This is a genomic window from uncultured Senegalimassilia sp., from assembly GCF_902464545.1.
Classification (GTDB): domain Bacteria; phylum Actinomycetota; class Coriobacteriia; order Coriobacteriales; family Eggerthellaceae; genus Senegalimassilia.
The window spans coordinates 1-19,856 of the sequence record NZ_CABQJR010000036.1 but is presented as its reverse complement, the minus strand read 5'-3'; the positions used below and the strand labels follow the sequence as shown (position 1 = coordinate 19,856).

Here is a 19,856-nt window from a genome sequence, read left to right as displayed (position 1 = left end):
GCAGAATCTCCTTCATGGCCTCGCGGGACTGCTCGTTGATGACCTTCGGGCCGGCGTAGTACTCGCCGTACTCGGCGGTGTTGGAGATGGAGTAGTTCATGAAGTGGATGCCGGACTCGTACATGAGGTCGACGATCATCTTCATCTCATGGTAGCACTCGAAGTAAGCCAGCTCGGGCGGGTAACCGGCATCGGTCAGGGTCTCGAAACCGGCCTTGACCAGCTCCACCAGACCGCCGCACAGGACTGCCTGCTCGCCGAAGAGGTCTTCCTCGGTCTCCTGGGCGAACGTGGCCTTGATGATGCCGGAACGGGCACCGCCGACGCCCCAGCAGTAGGACATGATGATGTCCCAAGCGTCACCGGTGGCGTCCTGGTACACGCAGGCCAGATCCGGCACGCCGGAGCCCTCGGTGTACTGACGACGGACGATATGGCCCGGGCCCTTCGGGGCGCACATGACGACGTTGACATCCTCGGGAGCCTTGATGTAGCCGTAGTGGATGTTGAAGCCGTGGGCGAAGGCCAGAGTGTTGCCGGCCTTCAGGTGAGAGGCGATGTGCTGCTCGTAGACCTCAGGCTGCAGCTCGTCGGGAACGAGGATCATGACGACGTCGCCTTCCTCGGCGGCCTGGTCCATGGTGGTGACCTTCAGGCCGGCCTCTTCGGCCTTAGCCCAGCTCTTGGAACCCTCGCGCAGGCCGACGCGCACGTCGACGCCGGAGTCCATGAGGTTCAAGGCATGGGCATGGCCCTGGGAGCCGTAACCGATGATGGCGACCTTCTTGCCCTGGATGATCTTCGGATCGACGTCGTTTTCGTAGTAGATCGTAACAGCCATGGTGGTAATTCCTTTCTTCTTGGCTGATGTACCTGGAAGTATAGCGTGTGCGAAATCGTTTCGGCATATTGCCGGCAGCGGCGAAACGCGTACGCCGCATGCCGCGCCCATGCCGATCACGGCATTGCCCACATGCGCAGCCTGCGCTGCCACAGCGTATTGCGAGAAGCCATAGCGCCTACGACTCCTTGGAGGCACGCGACATGGCGATCTTGCCGGTGCGCGTGATCTCTTTGATGCCGTATGCGCGGAACAGGTCCTCCATGCCCTTGAGCTTCGACTCGTCGCCCGTGGCCTCGATGGTGAGGCTGGAGCGGCCGACGTCGACGATCTTGGCGCGGAACACGTTGGCGATCTCGATGATCTCGTTGCGGCGGTCGGGCGCGGCGTTGACCTTGAACAGCACCAACTCGCGCTCGATGGCCGACGTGTCGGTGAGGTCGGTGATCTTGAACACGCTCACCAGCTTGTTGAGCTGCTTGGTAAGCTGCTCGTACGCCAGCTCGTCGGCCTTCACGATGATGGTGATGCGCGACATGGTGGGGTCCTCGGTGGGACCGACCGACAGCGAATCGATGTTAAAACCGCGGCGCGAGACCATGCCCGTGACGCGAGAGAGCACGCCGGGCTTGTTCTCAACCAAAACGGACAGGATGTGCTTCATCGGGACTCCCCTTCCACGTCCGCGGCATCGGGCTGCTCGCCCTCGCGCGGTCCTTTGTCTTCGGGATCGCTTTCCCATCGGCCGCCGAACTGCGCATCGATCTTGGCGCAGGGGCTTTTCTCCGGCTCGGGCGCAGGCGCCGGCTGGCCGGGCACGTCGGTACGCACGGCGCCAACGGCAACATCGATGGCGCCGAGCACGTCGGACATGGCCGCGCCGGGGGCCACCATCGGGAACACGTTCTGGTCATCGGGGATGGCCACGTCGAGCAGGAAGGGGCCGTCGCAGGCGAGCATCTCGTCAAGCGCAGCATCGACCTCCTCGGGGGCGGTGATGCGGCGGGACTTCCAGCTGTACGCATCGGCCAGCTTGCAGAAGTCGGGGTTGGCCGACAGCTCCGTAAAGCTGTAGCGCTCGTTATAGAACAGCTTCTGCCACTGATGCACCATGCCGAGCGCGCGGTTATCAAGGATGAGCACCTTCACCGGAACGCCGTTGATGGCCGCCGTGGCCATCTCCTGGGAGTTCATCTGGAACGAACCGTCGCCGGCAACGCAGACCACCTGGTCGTTCGGGCAGCCGAACGCTGCGCCGATGGCCGCCGGGAAGCCGAATCCCATGGTGCCCAGGCCGCCGGAGGAGATGAACGTGCGCGGCTTCTCGCGGTCGATGAACTGCGCAGCCCACATCTGATGCTGGCCGACCTCGGTCACCACGATGGAATGCTCGGGGTCGAGCTTGCGCGAGAGCTTCTGCATGACCGTCTCGGGCACGATGCGGCCGGGATCTTCCACCAGGTCGGAGTGGTAGAACGGGTAACGACGGCGCCACTCGGCGATCTGCTCGAGCCAGGGGCCCGTGATGGGCTTGGCGCCGGCCTTGGCAACCGCCTCGTTGATGCCGGCGAGCACGCCGCGAAGGTCGCCGACGATGGGGATCTGCACCTTGCGGATCTTGCCGATCTCCGCCGGGTCGATGTCGATATGGATGACTTCGGCATGCGGGGCGAACTCGGAGAGCTTACCGGTCACGCGGTCGGAGAAGCGCGCGCCGCACGCGATGATCAGGTCGGACTCGGTCATGGCAAGGTTTGCGTACTTCGAGCCGTGCATGCCCACCGGACCGATGTTGAGCGGATTGGAAGCGGGAAACGCTCCCTTGCCCATAAGCGTGGTGACCACGGGCAGTTGCAGCGCGTTCGCCAGCTCGACCAGCTCATCGGCGGCACCGGAGCTGATGACGCCGCCGCCAACGTAGAGCACGGGGCGCTCGGCGCGCTGGATGCGCTGGACCGCCGCGCGGATCTGCTTGGCGTTGCCGCGATAGGTGGGGCGATACGAGGGCAGGTTAACCTTATCGGGATAGTTGAACACCATCTTCTCCGACAGGATATCGGAGGGGATATCGATCAGCACCGGGCCGGGACGGCCGGATGCGGCGATATGAAACGCCTCGCGGAAGGTGGAGGTCAGCTCATCGGTGGATTGCAGCAAGAAGGAGTGCTTGACCACGGGCATGGTGATGCCGACGATGTCGGACTCCTGGAAGCTGTCGGTGCCGATGACGCCGCGAGGGACCTGGCCGGTGATGACCACGAGCGGCACGCTGTCCATATAAGCGGTTGCGATGCCGGTGACCGTGTTGGTGGCGCCGGGGCCGGAGGTGACGATGACCACGCCGACGTTGCCCGTGGCGCGCGCATAGCCGTCGGCCTCGTGCACCGCACCCTGCTCATGGCGGGAGAGCACATGATGCAGCTGCTTGCTGTCGTAGAGCGCGTCGTAGATCTTGATGGCCTGGCCGCCCGGATAGCCGAACACCAGGTCGACGCCCTCGGCCTCGAGCGAGGCGACCACGGCCTGCGCGCCGATCATCTCTTCGCCCTGTTTGGGGCTTTTGCTGCCCAGACCGCGGGGCTGGCCTGCGGTGGACGCGTGCTTATCGTGCTTGCGTTCGCTCATGACACATACGCTCCCTTGTCTGCGGAGGAAACCAGCTTGGCATACTTGGCCAGCACGCCGTGGTTATGCTTGGGCGCCGGCGCGACGAAGGCCGCACGGCGGGCGGCCAGCTCGTCATCGTCGACGTGCAGCGTGATGGCGCCGCCCTCGATGTCGACGGTGATCTGGTCGCCGTCCTGAATCAGCGCGATCGGGCCGCCGGCTGCGGCCTCGGGGCTGATGTGGCCGACGCACGGGCCCTTGGAGGCGCCGGAGAAGCGACCGTCGGTGAGCAGGGCCACCGACTTGGAAAGGCCCATGCCCACGATGGCGCTGGTGGGCGTGAGCATCTCGCGCATGCCCGGGCCGCCGGCGGGACCTTCATAGCGGATGACCACCACGTCGCCGGGGTTGATCTTACCGGCGAAGATGGCCTCGCATGCCTGCTCCTCGGAGTCGAAGCAGCGGGCAGGGCCGGTATGCGTGAGCATGGACGGGTCGACCGCCGACTTCTTCACGATGCCGCCGTTGGGGGCTACGTTGCCGTGGAGCACGCGCAGGGCGCCCACTTTGGAGAAGGGGTTGTCGTGCGTGCGGCACACCTCGCCGTCAGCGGGCTTGGTGCAGTTAGCCAGGTACTCGTCCATGGTGCCCATGACCGTGAGCGCGCTGCGGTCGAGCAGGCCGGCTTCGCCCAGCTCGTGCATGACCACCGGCACGCCGCCGACGGCATACAGGTCGATGAGCGGACGCGGGCCGGAAGGCTGCAGCTTCACCAGGTGCGGGGTGCGCGCGCTTGCGGCGTCCCAATCGTCCATGGTGATGGGATGGCCCGCCTCCTGCGCGATGGCGGTGAGGTGCAGCACCGTGTTCGTGGAACCGCCGAAGGCCATATCGCATTCCATGGCGTTATGGATGGCGGCCTCGGTGATGATGTCCTTGATGCAGATGCCCTTCTCCAGAAGCTCCATGACCTTCATGCCGGCATGCTTGGCAAGACGCAGGCGCTCAGAATACACGGCGGGGATGGTGCCGTTGCCGGGAAGCGCGATGCCCAAGGCCTCGCACAGGCAGTTCATGGAGTTGGCGGTGAACATGCCGGAGCAGGAACCGCAGGTGGGGCACGCGGTGTCCTCGAAGTACTTGAGTTCCTCTTCGGTCATGGTGCCCGCCGCAACCTGGCCGGCGCCGTCGAAGAGCGTGTTCAGGTCGGTGGTGGCGCCCTGCGAGCAACCGGGCTGATGACCGGGAAGCATGGGGCCGCCGGAGACGAACACCGTGGGGATGTTCACGCGCAGCGCGCCAAGCAGCATGCCGGGGACGATCTTGTCGCAGTTGGGGATGCACACGGCGGCGTCGAAGGCATGGCCCTGGACGGCGCACTCGAAGCTGTCGGCGATGGCCTCGCGCGACACGAGCGAGTAGTGCATGCCGTCATGGTTCATGGCGATGCCGTCGCACACGCCGATGGTGGAGATCTCGAACGGCACACCGCCGGCCATATAGATGCCGGCCTTCACGGCTTCGCAGATCTTGTCGAGGTTGTTGTGACCGGGGATGATGTCGTTGCGGGAGTTGAACACCGCGACAAGCGGGCGCTTCAGCTCCTCGTCGGTCAGGCCGTCGGCCTTGAGCAGGCTGCGGTGAGGGGCGCGCGGAATGCCGCATCTGACGGCGTCGCTGCGAAGTTGCATGCCAATCCTTCTTCCTTCTTCTGCCCTTTTGGGGCATAAAAAAATCCTGCTGCAAGCAACCTGCACCAGGACCTCAAAAGAGAAGGCATACACGTGAACGCATATGCGACGCATAACGGAGTCACCGGTTCAGATTACTTGCACCGGCCTTGCGCGAATGTTTCTCGCCTGGGGCCAAGCGTTCGTCGGAACTGCTCGGAGGGGTTTTCGAGCCCGCCCAACACCGGCTCGCAGCAACCGCCGGCTTTCTGGAAGATGGGTTCGTCTCTACTATCCTCGTCAACGCATTTCGTTTATGAACTTGTGGCCGTTAGTATAGCGCCGGGCGTGCGGATGGCAACAGTTTCTCACCGATTTTTTTCAAAATTGGTACGAAGAGGCGAAATTGACCGGATTGCGGTATGCCATACGTGCGAAGATGCAGGTAACAGGGACGGAATCGCCGCCCAAACCGCAACCCGTACAAGGAGGCTTCCCATGAACAACCTCGAGAACCTGGTACCCGCCGAAGGGTATCGCCATGTGAAGATGCACCCCGAGGCGCGAGTCGCCCTGAACGCCACCGTCATCGGCGACGTCGAATTGGCGCGCGACGCCACCGTGCTACCCGAGGCCGCAATCCGAGCCGATTACGGCGAACGAATCGTCATCGGCGAGGGCAGCGATGTGCAGGAGGGATGCAGCCTGCACGTCGACGCGGGTTTCCCGCTGACGGTGGGCCGCAACGTGATCATCGGCCACAACGCCACCGTGCACGGGTGCACCGTCGAGGACGGCGTGCTGATAGGCATGGGAGCCATCGTGATGAACGGCGTGCGCGTTGGCAAGGAGGCGCTCATCGGCGCCGGGGCGCTTGTGCCCGAAGGCCGCGAGGTGCCGCCTCGTGCCGTGATGGTGGGCGTTCCCGCAAAGCAAATCCGCACGCTCACCGACGAGGAGGTTGCCCAGAACGCCGCCGACGCGGCTTTGTACGTGGAGATCGGCAAGCAGATGGAGCGCGACGGCATCGTGGTCGCCGGAGCGAACATGCCGCGCAACATCCCTGCCATCGGCATCGAGTAAGCCTGCCTGCCACGCTCAACCCGTGAACAGGGGACGGAGGTGCGTTCACCAGAACGGAGCGTTCAGTCGGTTCTGCTGCACCCGAGGTCCGCACCCGCTTCCCGCGCAAAACGGGCTCGCCTTTGCGATTCGGCCGGCGAACGGGACGTGAACAGGGGACGGAGGTGCGTTCACGGGACGTGAACGCACCTCCGTCCCCTGTTCACGCGCGCATGCAATACGGTGACCGGTTTACACCGACTTGACGCCTGTGAGCACGCGAGACCTGCCAGCCAGGTCGTCGACGATGCGCACCTGTTGAAAACCCGCCTGTCGCGCCAACTCCGCCGCAGCCTCAAGGCAGGTCTCGTGCAATTCGAAGGCGAAACCGCCCCCGGGACGAAGCGCTGCCGCCGTCCACGGCAACAAGCGTCGAAGGATGTCGTTGCCGTCGGCACCGCCGTCCAGGGCGAGCGCGGGCTCGAAATCGGCCACTTCCCTGGGTATCTCGGCAAGCACCGACGTGGGAACGTAGGGCGGATTGGATACCACTAAATCGAGCCGGCCCATTGCGGCGGCGGGCACCGGCGAACCCAAATCTCCCTGTTCGATGCGTACGCGGTCGGAAAGCCCCAGCTCGGCGGCGTTATCCTTAGCAAGCGCAACCGCTTCGGGCGCGATGTCGGTTGCGATGACGCGCGTATCAGGACGCTCATAGGCCACCGAGCACGCAATGCACCCGCTTCCCGTGCAGATATCGGCGACCAGCAAGGGTCGGGGCTTTGCGTCCGCAGGACCTTCGGGGCGATCGCCGCTTGCGCCGTCGTCCTGATCCCGTTGGGCACCCAAATAGTCGCTGATGGCCCGCTGAGAGCGCTTCAAAGCCTCCGAAGCGTCATCCGAGCCGTCCTGCGCAGCCTCAGCCGCCGCTGTCTCGACCGCGATGAGCGCATCCCCTTCCCAAGCGTCGATGGTGCTATCAAGCGCAACGCGCCGATGCGCCGCGGGCAGAAGCGAGAGAGCCTCGCTGACGAGCACCTCGGTTTCAGGGCGCGGGATGAGCACGCCCGGGCGCACCTTCACCTGAATGTGCCGGAAAGCCGCATACCCGGTGATGTATTGCAACGGCTCGCCCTTGCCGCGACGCGTGACGTAGCCGCGCAGGATATCGCGCTCCTCAAGCGACAAGGGGCGATCGAAGCTGACGTAAAGCTGGATGCGGGACATGTCGCACGCCTCCGACAGCAGCCACTCAGCCGAAAGGCGCGGATTCTCGTCGCCTTTGCGCTCAAGATAACCGACCGTCCAATCGAGCGCGGCCTTGATCGTCCACATATCGCCCATGTTCCGTTTCCTTCGCCTTCCATCGAGCCCACGCCCGCTCCGCCCGCAAACAAACGTCTGCGACGCGGAGCCATGTTCGTCAAGCCGATATAGAACCGGCCGACGCAAAACAACGCCGAAGGCGCGGCACCGTTGCTGCGGTGGCGCGCCTTCGGCGATCGACGCGCAAGGCGCGGTTGTCCACACCTTGCGCGATTCCCCTGATGGGATTTCCTGCCTACACGGCCTCTTCGAGCTTCTGAGCGCGATCGGCGGCCTGAAGCGCGGCGATGACATCGCCAAGGCCGTCGCCCTGCAGCACGCTGGTGTAGGTGGAGTTGAAACCGATGCGGTGATCGGTCACACGGTCCTGCGGGCCGTTGTAAGTGCGGATCTTCTCCGAACGGTCGCCCGAGCCGATCTGGGCCAGGCGCTTGGCGCCCTCGGCGGCTTGCTGCTCGGCGAGCATCTTCTCGTACAAGCGGGCGCGCAGAACGGCCATTGCGGCGATCTTGTTCTGCAGCTGGGACTTCTGGTCCTGGGACTGTACGACCAAACCCGACGGCAGGTGCGTGATGCGCACGGCGGAGTCGGTGGTGTTGACGCACTGGCCGCCCGGACCGCCGGCGCGGTACACGTCGATGCGCAGGTCGTTCTCGTTGATATCGACCTCGACCTCGTCGGCCTCGGGCAGCACCGCCACCGTGGCGGTGGAGGTGTGGATGCGACCCTGGGACTCGGTCTTGGGGACGCGCTGCACGCGGTGGACGCCGGACTCGAACTTCATGACCGAGTACACCTTGTCGCCCTTGACCTTGAACTGGACTTCCTTATAGCCGCCCGCATCGGAGGGGCTGACGTCCATGAGCTCGATCTTCCACTTGCGCGAGGAGCAGAAACGCTCGTACATCTTGAACAGGTCGCCCGCGAAGATGGCGGCCTCGTCACCGCCGGCCGCGGCGCGGATTTCCACGATGATGTCCTTCTCGTCGGCCGGGTCGGAGGGAATGAGCAGGAACTTGATGTCCTCTTCCAAGCTGGGGAGCTGCGCCTCGGCGGCGGAGATGGTCTCCTGGGCGAACTCCTTCATGTCGGGGTCGCCGAGCATCTCCTTGGCTTCGTCGATATCGGCGCAGGCCTGCAGGTACTCGCGGGACTTCGCCACCAGCTCGCCCTGGTCGGAGTATTCCTTGGCCAGCTTGTTGTATTCCTTCTGATCGGCAAGCACGGCGGGGTCGCTCATCTTGGCCTGCAGCTCCTCGTAGGCCTTGATGATCTTCTCCAGCTTGTCGCGCATTTCGCTATCTTGCATGGTCGGTGCATCCTTCGTCATATGTTGCCGGTGGCCGCAGGCACGCCCGCGGCATGGGCCCTGCGTGCGCGCTAGGCGCAAGCAGGGCCATTGTCGAACCGTAAAATCTTATCAGATTGCAACATAGTTTGCAGCCTGCTCCGCACAGACTGCACCATCGGAAACCGCCGTGACCACCTGACGAAGGGTTTTCGCCCGCACATCGCCCGCCGCGAACACGCCGGGGATGGAGGTTTCCCCTGTTTCGGAGGCCGCGATGTAACCGCCAGCGTCAAGGGGCAAGGCGCCTGCGAGGAACTCGGTGTTAGGCTGCGTGCCCACCGCTACGAACACGCCGTCGACGGGCACGGTTTCCAGGGCGCCGTCGCCGAGATGCTCCACCTGAGCGGAAACCAGCTTGCCCTCCTCGCCGTGCAAGGCGCGCACCTCGGTGCTCCACATGAAGGAGACGTTTTCAAGTTTCGCCAGCTGCTCGTGGTAAACGGGCGTTGCGCGCAGCTTGTCGCGACGATGCACGAGGATGACGCGCTCGGCCAGCCGCGAAAGGTAGATGGCATCGGCCACTGCGGTGTTGCCTCCGCCGACCACCATGACGGTCTTCCCGCGGAAGAAGCTGCCGTCGCAGGTGGCGCAATACGAAACACCATGCCCCGTGAGCTGCGCCTCGCCGGGCACGCCGAGCTTGCGCGGACGAGCGCCCGTGGCCACGATGACGCTTCGAGCGCTGCAGGACCCGTATGGCGTGCGCAGCTGCTTCACCGGCGATGCCAGGTCGAGCGAGGAGACCTCCTCGTTGATGATCTGCACGCCGAAGCGTTCGGCCTGCTCCTTCATGGACCATGCAAGCTCAAAGCCGCCGGCGCCTTCCGAAAACCCCGGGTAGTTCTCGATGCGCTCGGTTTGCGCGAGCTGCCCGCCGGGCGAGAGCTGCTCGAACACCGCAGTGCGCAAGCCCGCGCGCGCGGCGTACAAGCCCGCGGTCAAACCCGCCGGGCCTGCGCCGACGACGGCAACGTCGTAGGTTTCGCCGCCAGGCGCCTCTGACGCAACCGCACCGTCGGAAGCCTCTGACGCGACCGCGCCGCCGAACGCAGCGGAATCGCCAGGCACGACCGGGATGCCAGGTGCGACCAGGGCATCAGTCGCAACCGAGGCACCGGACGCGATCGGCAGACCGGATCCGCCCTGCATGTCGATCGATTTGCTGTTCATAGGTATCCCCCATATCCGCGGCCCGAAGCCGCGTTCGCTGTATGTCTTGCGCTCAGTATAGGGGCTCGAGCGGCCTTTCGCGATACTGTTACTAGGTCGGTACCATTTCTACAGACCGACAGCGGTACCACGCAATGGCGAAATCGCGCTGCGGCGGTTGCTGCGGAAACCCCGGCGCGGCGGGTCCTTCCCTTCTCTATTCCTTCTGCGCCTTATGGCGGCGATACAGCAGGGTGCCGGCGATGATGCACAACAGCATCTGCAGCACCGTAGGCGAGAACCAGATGCCGTCCACCTGGAACAGCAGGCCCATGATGAACACCACGACGCACACGATGATCGCCTCGGCGACGACAAGCGTGTTCGAAGAACGCGAATCGTCGACCGCGTAAAAATACGAGGTGGTGGTATGCGTGAAGCCGTAGAAGATGTAGCAGATGGAGAACACCGGCAGCGCGTACGCGATGACCGGCTTCACGATATCCGAGGCGCCGAACAGCAGCGGGATGGCGTTGCGAACCGCGAACATGATGCCAAGGCCCACGAAGCCGAACGCGATGGCCACCAGATAGTTGGTGTTGCGCAGCCTTCGCACGGCGTCGGCATCGCCGGCACCGCGATAAACGCTGATGAGAGGCTGGCTGCCGTCGCCAACGCTTTGGATCATGATCTGCACGAAGAAGGCCACATAGGCGATCACGGCATACGCAGCCAGCGCCGTCTCGCCGCCATAGTAGGACAGCGAGATATTGTTGACGACCGTTGACACCTCGGGAAGCAGCGTCAAACCGAACGGCGCCGCGCCGAGCTTGAGGATGTGCGCGCAAATGGAGCCGTCGGGTAGCAGATCGCGCAGCGGGACGCGGTTGTCCCGGTGCAGGAAGAACCCGAGCACGAACAGGAAGGCGACCGCTTGGGAAACCACCGTCGCCTCGGCGGCGCCGGCCGTTCCGCGGCCCCACACCATGACGAACAGGTAATCGAGCACCACGTTCACAAACCCGGCGAACACCTGCACGCACATTGCGAAGGCGACCATGCCCTTGTTGCGGACCAGCGGCGTGCAGCCCGTGACGAGCACCTGGAACGGCGCGCCGAGGGCGATGACCTTCAGGTAGCAAACCGCCTGCGAAAGCGTTTCGCCTTGGCCTCCCAGCACCCGGCACAACTGCTCGGCGAACAGGGAATACAGCACCAGAATGGGGATCGAGGCCACCACGAGCATGAACAAGGTGACGCCGACGATGCGCTGCGAGCGCTCCGTCTCGCCCTTGCCGCGGGCGATGGAGCTGATCACGCCGCCGCCCATGCCAAGGCCCGTTCCCGCCGCCAGGATAAGGCACACGAGCGGGTATGCCACGTTGACGCCCGCAAGCCCGGCGTCGCCGACGGCATGGCCGACGAAGACGCCGTCGATGACGCCGTAGATGCCCGCCATCGTGAACGTGAGCATGGTGGGCAGGATGTACTTCAGGTACTCGGGGACCATCGAGCGCGTGATCACGCGTTTCCTCCTGTCTTGGGACCCAGAACCGGCGAACCGGGAAAGGGCCGGGGTGCCTGGCGACAAGCACTGCCGCGCGAACCCCCCGCACGAAGGGCATGACGCGTACGGCAGATCTTCGCCGCTATCGTAAACGAAGGCGCCGTCCCATTCGGGGCGACGCCTTTCGCTTGATTTCCGGCGGAGATGATATCACAGGGTTATGGAGACCCTTTGGGCACGAGACTTGTTAGCCACGGCTTTCCATGTCACCAGTTCGGGTTGGAGGTGATGCGATCGGAACATTCGCGGCATGTCTGCAAGCGACGCGTCCGAATAAGGGCCCTACATGCCGAGCAGGCCCATGATGGCGGGCTTGGGCTGCACGCCCACCGCCTGGTTCACCAGCTTGCCGTCCTTGAACACCGCAAGCGTGGGCACGCTCATGACGCCGAAGCGCTGCGCCAGATCGGGACTGGCATCGATGTCGACCTTGACGACCTTGGCGCGGCCGGCGACCTCTGCGGCAACCTGGTCGAGCGTGGGGGCGAGCATCTTGCACGGCCCGCACCACGTTGCGAAGAAATCTACGAGCACGGGAACGTCGGCACCTTCCACTTCGGCGGCGAACTGGGCAGAAGAGATGATCTGGGACATGATGGACCTCCTTGGTCGATCCGGGGCCGGCGGACCAACCGGTCTGCCGCCCCACCTGTTTCATGCCCCGATTATAACCATCGCAACCGCCGAAGGAAGGGCTTCGACGCCTTCGTCACATATTTGTTACTGTTTTAGTGCCATTGCGATAGAAGGCGTTACGAAACGGTGACGCTGTGAAGGTATGGGGAGGTGCACGGGCGCTCGGGCTATACTTGAAGCGGAACACGAGAAAGGCCGCACCCATGAACGAAACGCTCCCCTCCGAACAACATAACGCCGCCGAACGCGCCGTCCCGCCACACCCCAAGCACGCAGCCGAAGCCGAGGACGCGAAGCAGGGAAACCCGCTCTTTTCCGAAGAGCGCCGCACGCCCGAATGCGCCAGCTCGGCAAAGCCCGAAAGCGCATCCGACGCCGAGGACGCACGCCAAGCGAACCCGGCCTCTTCCCCTTTCGCCTCGAAACCTGCTTGGGAAGGAAAGGAAGCCGTGCCCGTCAACCTGGTGCTCGAAGGCGGCGCCATGCGCGGCCAGTTCACCGCCGGCGTGCTCGATTACTTCTTGGAGCACGGCCTGTTCTGCGATCAGGTGATCGGCGTGTCGGCGGGTGCGCTGAACGGCTACTGCTACGTATCGGGCGAAATCGGGCGAACATGCTTCCTTAACATGAAGTACTGCAACGACCCGCGCTACCTTTCCATGAAAAGCTTCGTGCATACCGGCAACGCCTGCGGAAGGGAGTTCGCCTTCCACGAGGTGCCGGAAAAGCTCGATCCATTCGACTTCCGGGCGTTCACAAACAGCCCCATCGCGCTGACGGCCGTATCGAGCGACCTTGAACTCGGCGAGGCCGACTACCATGCCATACGCGACCTTGGCCGTGATGCCGACCTTCCCTACTTGATCGCATCGTCATCGATGCCCCTGGTCAGCCAGATCGTCGAGGTGGATGGCAAGAAGCTGCTCGACGGCGGCACCTGCGACAGCGTCCCGATCATGCACAGCCTGCTGACGGGGCGAAAGAAGCACATCGTGGTGCTCACGCAAGACGCAACCTACGAAAAAGGCCCCAACAAGCTGATGCCAGTGCTCTCGCAGATGTACGCCGACTTCCCGTACTATCTCGAGCGCCTACGCTATCGCCATATCGAGTACAACCGCACCTACCGCCAGGTGGCGCGCATGCACGAGGCGGGCGAGGTGTTCGCCATACAGCCCCAGCGCCCCGTTGAGGTGCACAGCATGGAACACGACCAGAACAAGTTGCTCGACCTGTACGCGCAAGGGTACGCCGAGGCAGCGCGCACCTGGAACGACCTGCAGGAATACCTGGCGAAATAGACGCCCGGCGCTTCACACCCCTTCAAAGGAAGCAACATGCCAACCGATTTCATCTCGCTTTTCACCGCGTGCCTGATCGCCGCATGCGCGCCCATCGTCGCGCGCGTCATCCCGCGCGGGCTTGTCCCGGAAACCGTCATCTTGCTGTTGGCGGGCGCCTTGCTCGGCCCGCATATGGCCGGACTGATCGAGCTGACCGACTCCATGAACATGATCTCCGAGCTTGGCTTGGCGTTCCTGTTCCTGCTGGCAGGCTACGAGATCGATCCCAAGAGCCTATCGGGCTCGCAAGGCAAGAAGGGCCTTGCCACCTGGGCCGTATCCATGGTGCTTGCGTGCACGGCGGTATGCCTCTCCCCTAAATTTTCCCTGAGCCACATCGATGGGCTTGCCGTCGCCATCGCCCTGACCACCACGGCGCTCGGCACGCTCATGCCCATCCTGAAGGAACGCAAGCTGGAAGGCACGCAGGTCGGAAACAGCATCCTGGCGTTCGGCACCTGGGGCGAGCTATGCCCGGTGCTTGCCATGGCGCTGCTGCTCTCCGCGCGCAAAACCTGGCAAACCCTGCTGATCTTGGCATTGTTCGGCGCGTTATGCGTGCTGATGGCCGTGGTGCCATCGAAGGCACGCAAGGCGGGCCACGGCGTGTACGGGTTTTTGCACCGTAGGCGCAACTCGACGTCGCAGACGTTCGTCCGTGTGACGGTGGTGCTGCTCATCGGCCTGGTCACCGTTTCGGCGGTATTCGACCTGGACATCGTGCTCGGCGCGTTCGCCGCCGGCTTCGTGCTGCGCTACATCATCCCCGAAGGCGACCATGAGCTGGAATCGAAGCTCGACGCCATCGGCTACGGCTTCCTTACACCCGTCTTCTTCGTGGTGTCCGGCGCGAAGATCGATCTGGCGGGCGTAGGCGCGCAACCGGGGCTTTTAATCACGTTCATCTGCGCGCTGCTGCTCGTGCGCGCCGTGCCCATCGTGGTCGCGCTATCTTTGGGCAGCGACGGGAAAACGCTGTCCATGCACAACCGCATCACCGTGGCGCTGTACTGCACCACGGCCCTGCCCATCATCGTCGCCGTGACCAGTCTTGCCGTGAAATCCGGTGCCATGGCCCAAGACACCGCCGGCGTGCTGGTGGCCGCCGGCGCCATCACCGTGTTCCTCATGCCGCTTCTGGCATCGCTCACCTACCGCGTGGTGGACGCAAAACCCATCGAAGCCGTGCACGAGATCGTCGAGAACCCCCAGGATATCCGCTCCATTCTGCATGAGCACTTGGAGCTGGAGCGCATGATGGCACGCCAGGAGATAGCCGCGCGCATGGCCGCGAAGGCGCGCCGGGACGCAGGCGAGGAGGCAGCTTGGGAAGACGTTGCCTTCGCGCTGCAACGTCAAAGCCAGCGCAAGCGCGCCATGGACGAGATGCTCGATTTCGCCCGACGCGAGTACGCTGCGCACGAGGACGAGCTGCAAGAGATCGGCGAGAAAGCGGGCATAACGCGTGAAGCCGCCGCCGAGCGCACCGCGAAAGCCGCCAAAGCGTTCGCACAGCACCTCAAAGACGGTAACTGGGAGGAAGAACGCCGCATCGCCGAGCGGGCAGTGCGCGAGTATCGCCGCCACATGCACGAGCTGGGAAAACACCTCGACGAGCACCACCAAGACGACGGAAGGTAGGCCGGCAGGCGCCACCGCGCACCACCGCAACCGCTTGCCGGGACGCTAAAAGCCCGTTGGCGCAACGCGGCCGCGGAAACGCCTATTCGCCACCCGCTCCCGCTGGTCGGTTTGGCCGCAAGCAGCCCGACCAGCCCGAACCCTGCAGCAAAACGCCTCCCGCTTCCCTGGCAATCTCGATGCCGGGAAACGGGAGGCGTTCATGATTCGGGCGCTTTATGCGCCGCTAGGCGCTCGCCAAGCTATTCCGGAAAGAACACCTGATCGATTCGCTGCTGTTCGGCTTGCGGACGTTTCTCGATAAGGCTGCCCACCACCATGAGCACGCCCGCCACGGTGATGCCGATGACGATCTGATGCAGTCCCATCACCTTGAACCCGAGCGCCATGCACGCGCAATATGACGCCGTGCCGCCGACCATGGACAGCAGGGCTCCCAACTTGCCGGCGCGCTTCCAGAACAGGCCGCACACCATCACCCAGAAAAACGCCGTCTCCAAGCCGCCGAAGGCGAACATGTTGATCTTCCAGATGACGTCGGGCGGAACCACGGCCAGGGCGAACACGATGGCGCCGACGCACAGCGTGACCGCCTGCGAGCCGCGGGAGATGCCGCGCTCGGAAGGCCGCTTGCCGCGAGCCTCGCAGCTATGCAGGTACACGTCCTTGATGATGGCCGAAGACGAGGCGATCAACAGCGACGACACCGTGGAGATGGAAGCCGCGATAGGGCCGATGATAGCCACGCCCGCCGCCCAAGGAGGCAGCGTCTGCGCGATGGCGCGCGGGATGATGTTGTCCACGCTTGAACCGTAATCGGCAAGGCTGCCCGTCAACACGCCTGCCGACAGCACGCCGAGCGCCGTAACGCCGATCATCATGAGGCCGATGATCACGGTGCCGGTGATCATGGCGCCGTGCAGGGCCTTCGTATCCTTGAAGCCCATGCAGCGCACCATGGATTGCGGCAGGACGAAGGTGAACACGCCCACGAGCAGCCACTGCGTGAAGTACAGCGTGCCCGGCATGGCGCCGCCGCTGAAGGGCTCGAGCATGGCGGGATGGTTCGCCCTGATGGTATCCATGATGTTCTCGTACCCGCCGCCTGCGGTCATGATGCCGACGGCCAGCACGCCGATGCCTACGAGCATGATGATGCCGCACAGCGCATCGGTGAACGCCACGCCACGGAAGCCGCCGATGGTGGTGAACAGGATGACCGCCGCGCCGAAGAGCACAAGGCCCACCATGTACGAATAGCCGGTGACCGCTTCGAACAGCTTCGCGCCGCCCACGAACTGGGCAACCATGGTTGCGGCGAAGAAGAGCACTACAATGACGGCGCTGATGTTGGCAAGGGCGTTGGAGTTGTAGCGAGCGCGCACGACGTCGATAACGGTGACGGCGTCAAGCTTGCGCGCCACGAGCGCCAGCTTCTTGCCCATGATACCGTAGAGCAGTACGAGCGCCGTGACCTGCACGACGGCCATGTACACCCATCCCCAGCCGATCAGCCAAGCCTGCCCGGGGCCGCCCACGAAGCTGCTGACCGAGCCATACGTGGCGATGGTGGTCATGGCCAGCACGAAGCCGCCGAGCGTGCGGTTGCCGATGAAGTATTCCTTGACGAAGCCGCCCTCGCCCACGCTGCGACGCCGTGCGACGAAGCTGATGCCGAGCGCCACGGCCAGGAACAGGACGAGCGGAACGAGCGCCACTAAGTTTTCCATATGCTACTCACCGCTCTCGTTCGCATCGCAGGAGGCGCCGACAGCCGTACCCTGTTCCGCTGCGATGCCATTGCATGCAACGGCATCGGCGCCACGATCGCCATGGGGCGCAGCGGCGCTGCCGACAGGGCAGCTGCCCGCCACCTCATCAAGATCGAAGTCGGCGAACACACGGCGGCTGAGCACCACCGCGGCAACGACCGCCGCGATCCACGGCGCAACGCATCCGCCAATGACCCACAACGGCGTATGGAACAACCAGATATCGGTGCCAGCCAAGCCGAAACCGCCCACGAGCCACACAATGACGATGCACGCAAGCGCCGCCACCGTAGCGCGCGCCTCCTTGTTCGCCTGCCGCATAGCCTGGGCATACGTGCGAATATCGCTTTGGGACACTGCCCTTCCCCTTCCCGCGAAGTTACTGTGCGGAAAAATGCTACCACGCTTACCGCGATGCCGGGTTTCGAAACCCCATCCCAAACCGCGAAAGCGCAAACCCGCAAGACGGCAGGTTACGTGATCGGAAACCGGGGTTGACGTCGAATATCGTGCAAAACGGCTCAGGAAGGCCCTCTAGCGACGCGAATGACTCGGACGGTTTGGGGCGGGCGGCCTAGCGCATCGGTTGCCGCAGATAGCTGCGCGTTAGATCACCGGCGGGCGGAACTCCTTCTTGCCGCGGGCGCGCTCGCGGGCGTTGCGGTTGCGCAGGTTCTCCACGCAGCCCTGCATGCCGTGCGGGACGTACTCGAGCTGATCGAGATTGTCAGGCAGATAGCTGACGAGCGACAGCGGCGCCGTTTGCTCCACGTGCTCAGGCGCGGGTCCGGGGCACGCCGCGATGCCGAACGCGCAGGCGCCCTGCTCAGTGAGCTTGCGCTCATAGGCGCTCCAAGGCTCGTCGGGGAACTCGGCGCGGACGTCTTCGCTTCGCCACGTGACCTCATAGCCAGCCAACTCAAGCTGCGTAAGGGAAAAATCGCGCAACGGCTGGCTGTCGGTGCGCAAGCGGATGCCCGCACCCCGTCCGAGCAGCGGCCGATACCCCACCAAGCGATCCATGTACGTCAGACGCAGATGCGCCTTCTTCTTTTTCGGGAACGGCGTGGGGAAGTTCATGAGCAGCGCCGAAAGCTCTCCGACGGCGAACACGGTCGACAGGTCGATCTCGGCGGGCGCGCCCGAACGGGCGGCCTTGCCCTCGGACGCACGGGAAGCGTGCGCCTGATCGATGCGCTTGGCAGACGCCCGTGCGCCACCCCGCGCATCGCAGGCGCCCAATGCGTCATCGTGCTGGCGCTCGACCGGCGCGATAGCCTCACCTCGCTGGGGGTCCTTGGCGTCGCCGGCGACAACCCCTTCATCGGCAATCCCCGCTTCGACCTCATCGCCAAACGACGGCACGCCATCCATCAAAAACACCGCGTTGTCCACGCCGGCAGCTGCAGCCGCCTCGGCAGCGCGAAGCGTGCACACCGCATCCACGTCGAAGCCGATGAACAGCACATCGGGGCGCATCTTCGCACAGGCTACGGTGTACTCGCCCTTGCCACAGCCCAAATCCAGCACCACATGAGAGAACAGCCGATCGCGAACCGCCCCGCCAGGGGCCCACGCAGCCCAGCGTCCGGCCCATGCGGCGCCATCGCAGCAAATCCAATCGCTGCACTCCCGAAAGCGATTCGCAAACGAGAACCCTTTATGCAATCTGGAAGCAGCCGAGCGCATGCCTTCCCCTTTCGTGCGCGAAACGGCTTCCGCGCCATATACCTGAACAGCCCCGCAAAGCAAACCTTGCGGGGCTGCAATCTAACATGCTGGGCAGACGATGCTGCCGCTATGACGCATTACGCGCGGGTGCGAATCTCCTCGCACACCTTCGCGATGAAGTCGGCCGTCTCGAACGGATGCGTCTCGTTGGAGCGGTCGCGCACGGCGATGTTGCCCTCCTCGGCCTCCTTCTCGCCGACGACGATCATATAGGGCACGCGGTCGATGCTGCGGGCCTCGCGGATCTTGTAGCCGATCTTCGCGTCGCGATCGTCAACGGCCACGCGGATGCCCGCGTCCTCAAGCTGCGCCGCGACCTGATGCGCGTAATCGCGGGACTTCTCGGACACGCACAGAACCTTGACCTGCGTGGGAGCCAGCCACACGGGGAACTTGCCCGCATAGTGCTCGATGAGGATGCCGATGAAGCGCTCGACGGAGCCGAAGCATACGCGATGCAGCATGATGGGGCGCTTCTTCGAGCCATCGTGGTCCACGAACTCCAGGCCGAAGTTCAGCGGCATCTGGAAGTCCAGCTGCACGGTGCCGCACTGCCACGTACGGCCGAGCGAATCCTCCAGGTGGAAGTCGATCTTCGGGCCGTAGAACGCGCCGTCGCCCTCGTTGAGCTCGTAGTCCATGCCCAGCTCGGCCAGAGCCGTCTTCAGGCCGTTCTCCGCGGCCTCCCAGTCCTCATCGGAGCCCATGGAGTCGTCGGGTCGGGTGGAAAGCTCCACATGGTACTTGAAGCCGAACTGCTGGTACACCGAGTCGATAAGGCGCACAACGCCCACGATCTCGTCGGTGAGCTGGTCGGGGCGCACAAACAGGTGCGCATCGTCCTGGTTGAAGCAGCGCACGCGGAACAGGCCGTGCAGGGCGCCGCGCATCTCGTGGCGGTGCACCGTGCCGATCTCGCCGGCGCGGATGGGCAGGTCGCGATAGCTGCGCGGCTGGGAGGCGTACACGAGCACGCCGCCGGGGCAGTTCATCGGCTTGATGCAATACTCTTCATCGTCGATGACGGTGGAGTACATGTTGTCCTTGTAATGGTCCCAGTGGCCCGAGGTCATCCACAGCTGCTTGTTCATGATCATGGGCGTGGAGATCTCGACGTAGCCGGCCTTGCGATGGATCTCGCGCCAGTAGTCGAGCAGCGT

At 64.1% G+C, this 19,856-nt stretch carries 16 protein-coding genes; 3 read left to right on the top strand and 13 right to left on the bottom strand.

Annotated features, from left to right (window positions below; genetic code table 11):
- The 4 genes from ilvC to ilvD all read right to left on the bottom strand — a co-directional run.
- Positions 1 to 841: ketol-acid reductoisomerase (ilvC, locus tag RDW26_RS08820; RefSeq protein WP_307983308.1), on the bottom strand; the 841-nt coding region annotated here is incomplete at its 3' end.
- 178 nt (positions 842 to 1,019) lie between these two features.
- Positions 1,020 to 1,505, bottom strand: a complete 486-nt coding sequence (ilvN, locus tag RDW26_RS08815; RefSeq protein ID WP_042434435.1) for an acetolactate synthase small subunit — start codon at positions 1,503 to 1,505, stop codon at positions 1,020 to 1,022.
- Positions 1,502 to 3,466 carry a biosynthetic-type acetolactate synthase large subunit gene (gene ilvB / locus RDW26_RS08810; RefSeq protein WP_374110316.1) on the bottom strand — a complete coding sequence of 655 codons (1,965 nt, stop codon included), beginning with the start codon at positions 3,464 to 3,466 and terminating at the stop codon, positions 1,502 to 1,504. Before ilvB ends, ilvN begins: the two co-directional genes overlap by 4 nt.
- Complete coding sequence (gene ilvD, locus RDW26_RS08805; RefSeq protein ID WP_298625498.1) at positions 3,463 to 5,139, bottom strand: dihydroxy-acid dehydratase; 1,677 nt, start codon at positions 5,137 to 5,139, stop codon at positions 3,463 to 3,465. Before ilvD ends, ilvB begins: the two co-directional genes overlap by 4 nt.
- Before the next feature lie 477 nt (positions 5,140 to 5,616).
- Here ilvD and RDW26_RS08800 point away from each other — a divergent pair, with 477 nt between their 5' ends.
- Positions 5,617 to 6,201 (top strand): gamma carbonic anhydrase family protein, encoded by a 585-nt coding sequence (locus RDW26_RS08800; RefSeq protein ID WP_307983306.1) that lies wholly within the window; start codon positions 5,617 to 5,619, stop codon positions 6,199 to 6,201.
- A 231-nt stretch (positions 6,202 to 6,432) separates the two neighbouring features.
- Here the strand turns inward: RDW26_RS08800 and RDW26_RS08795 are convergent, their stop codons facing one another.
- The 5 genes from RDW26_RS08795 to trxA all read right to left on the bottom strand — a co-directional run bounded on the left by RDW26_RS08795 (position 6,433) and on the right by trxA (position 12,167).
- Complete coding sequence (locus tag RDW26_RS08795) at positions 6,433 to 7,524, bottom strand: HemK/PrmC family methyltransferase (RefSeq protein WP_307983305.1); 1,092 nt, start codon at positions 7,522 to 7,524, stop codon at positions 6,433 to 6,435.
- Between the two features lie 217 nt (positions 7,525 to 7,741).
- Complete coding sequence (prfA, locus tag RDW26_RS08790; protein WP_294380603.1) at positions 7,742 to 8,800, bottom strand: peptide chain release factor 1; 1,059 nt, start codon at positions 8,798 to 8,800, stop codon at positions 7,742 to 7,744.
- A gap of 126 nt (positions 8,801 to 8,926) precedes the next feature.
- Positions 8,927 to 10,027, bottom strand: a complete 1,101-nt coding sequence (gene trxB / locus RDW26_RS08785) for a thioredoxin-disulfide reductase (protein WP_307983304.1) — start codon at positions 10,025 to 10,027, stop codon at positions 8,927 to 8,929.
- 196 nt (positions 10,028 to 10,223) lie between these two features.
- The gene (locus tag RDW26_RS08780; protein ID WP_298626063.1) at positions 10,224 to 11,531 is read right to left on the bottom strand and encodes an MATE family efflux transporter; all 1,308 of its coding nucleotides are present in this window, start codon (positions 11,529 to 11,531) and stop codon (positions 10,224 to 10,226) included.
- 324 nt (positions 11,532 to 11,855) lie between these two features.
- Entirely contained in the window at positions 11,856 to 12,167 is a 312-nt protein-coding gene (gene trxA / locus RDW26_RS08775; protein WP_303869021.1) for a thioredoxin, read from the bottom strand.
- A gap of 245 nt (positions 12,168 to 12,412) precedes the next feature.
- Between trxA and RDW26_RS08770 the strand changes: the two genes are divergently transcribed.
- Both RDW26_RS08770 and RDW26_RS08765 read left to right on the top strand, forming a co-directional pair.
- A complete protein-coding gene (locus tag RDW26_RS08770) occupies positions 12,413 to 13,510 on the top strand; it encodes a patatin family protein (protein ID WP_307983303.1) in 1,098 nt (365 codons plus the stop codon).
- Positions 13,511 to 13,546: 36 nt separating this feature from the next.
- Positions 13,547 to 15,193 carry a cation:proton antiporter gene (locus RDW26_RS08765; protein ID WP_307983302.1) on the top strand — a complete coding sequence of 549 codons (1,647 nt, stop codon included), beginning with the start codon at positions 13,547 to 13,549 and terminating at the stop codon, positions 15,191 to 15,193.
- Positions 15,194 to 15,435: 242 nt separating this feature from the next.
- On the opposite strand, the gene panF is transcribed toward RDW26_RS08765, so the two are convergent.
- The 4 genes from panF to thrS all read right to left on the bottom strand — a co-directional run.
- Positions 15,436 to 16,923, bottom strand: coding sequence for a sodium/pantothenate symporter (gene panF / locus RDW26_RS08760; RefSeq protein ID WP_307983301.1), 1,488 nt, complete (start codon positions 16,921 to 16,923; stop codon positions 15,436 to 15,438).
- 3 nt (positions 16,924 to 16,926) lie between these two features.
- Positions 16,927 to 17,322, bottom strand: a complete 396-nt coding sequence (locus tag RDW26_RS08755) for a YhdT family protein (protein ID WP_307983300.1) — start codon at positions 17,320 to 17,322, stop codon at positions 16,927 to 16,929.
- 249 nt (positions 17,323 to 17,571) lie between these two features.
- The gene (locus RDW26_RS08750) at positions 17,572 to 18,654 is read right to left on the bottom strand and encodes a methyltransferase domain-containing protein (protein WP_307983299.1); all 1,083 of its coding nucleotides are present in this window, start codon (positions 18,652 to 18,654) and stop codon (positions 17,572 to 17,574) included.
- 119 nt (positions 18,655 to 18,773) lie between these two features.
- Positions 18,774 to 19,856, bottom strand: a 1,083-nt coding sequence (gene thrS, locus RDW26_RS08745; RefSeq protein WP_307983298.1) for a threonine--tRNA ligase, incomplete at its 5' end; no start/stop codon positions are given.

Coding starts and splice junctions, on each gene's coding strand:
- ilvN (WP_042434435.1), bottom strand. CDS start 1,505: ATGAAGCACATCCTGTCCGTTTTGGTTGAGAACAAGCCCGGCGTGCTC.
- ilvB (WP_374110316.1), bottom strand. CDS start 3,466: ATGAGCGAACGCAAGCACGATAAGCACGCGTCCACCGCAGGCCAGCCC.
- ilvD (WP_298625498.1), bottom strand. CDS start 5,139: ATGCAACTTCGCAGCGACGCCGTCAGATGCGGCATTCCGCGCGCCCCT.
- RDW26_RS08800 (WP_307983306.1), top strand. CDS start 5,617: ATGAACAACCTCGAGAACCTGGTACCCGCCGAAGGGTATCGCCATGTG.
- RDW26_RS08795 (WP_307983305.1), bottom strand. CDS start 7,524: ATGGGCGATATGTGGACGATCAAGGCCGCGCTCGATTGGACGGTCGGT.
- prfA (WP_294380603.1), bottom strand. CDS start 8,800: ATGCGCGACAAGCTGGAGAAGATCATCAAGGCCTACGAGGAGCTGCAG.
- trxB (WP_307983304.1), bottom strand. CDS start 10,027: ATGAACAGCAAATCGATCGACATGCAGGGCGGATCCGGTCTGCCGATC.
- trxA (WP_303869021.1), bottom strand. CDS start 12,167: ATGTCCCAGATCATCTCTTCTGCCCAGTTCGCCGCCGAAGTGGAAGGT.
- RDW26_RS08770 (WP_307983303.1), top strand. CDS start 12,413: ATGAACGAAACGCTCCCCTCCGAACAACATAACGCCGCCGAACGCGCC.
- RDW26_RS08765 (WP_307983302.1), top strand. CDS start 13,547: ATGCCAACCGATTTCATCTCGCTTTTCACCGCGTGCCTGATCGCCGCA.
- panF (WP_307983301.1), bottom strand. CDS start 16,923: ATGGAAAACTTAGTGGCGCTCGTTCCGCTCGTCCTGTTCCTGGCCGTG.
- RDW26_RS08750 (WP_307983299.1), bottom strand. CDS start 18,654: ATGCGCTCGGCTGCTTCCAGATTGCATAAAGGGTTCTCGTTTGCGAAT.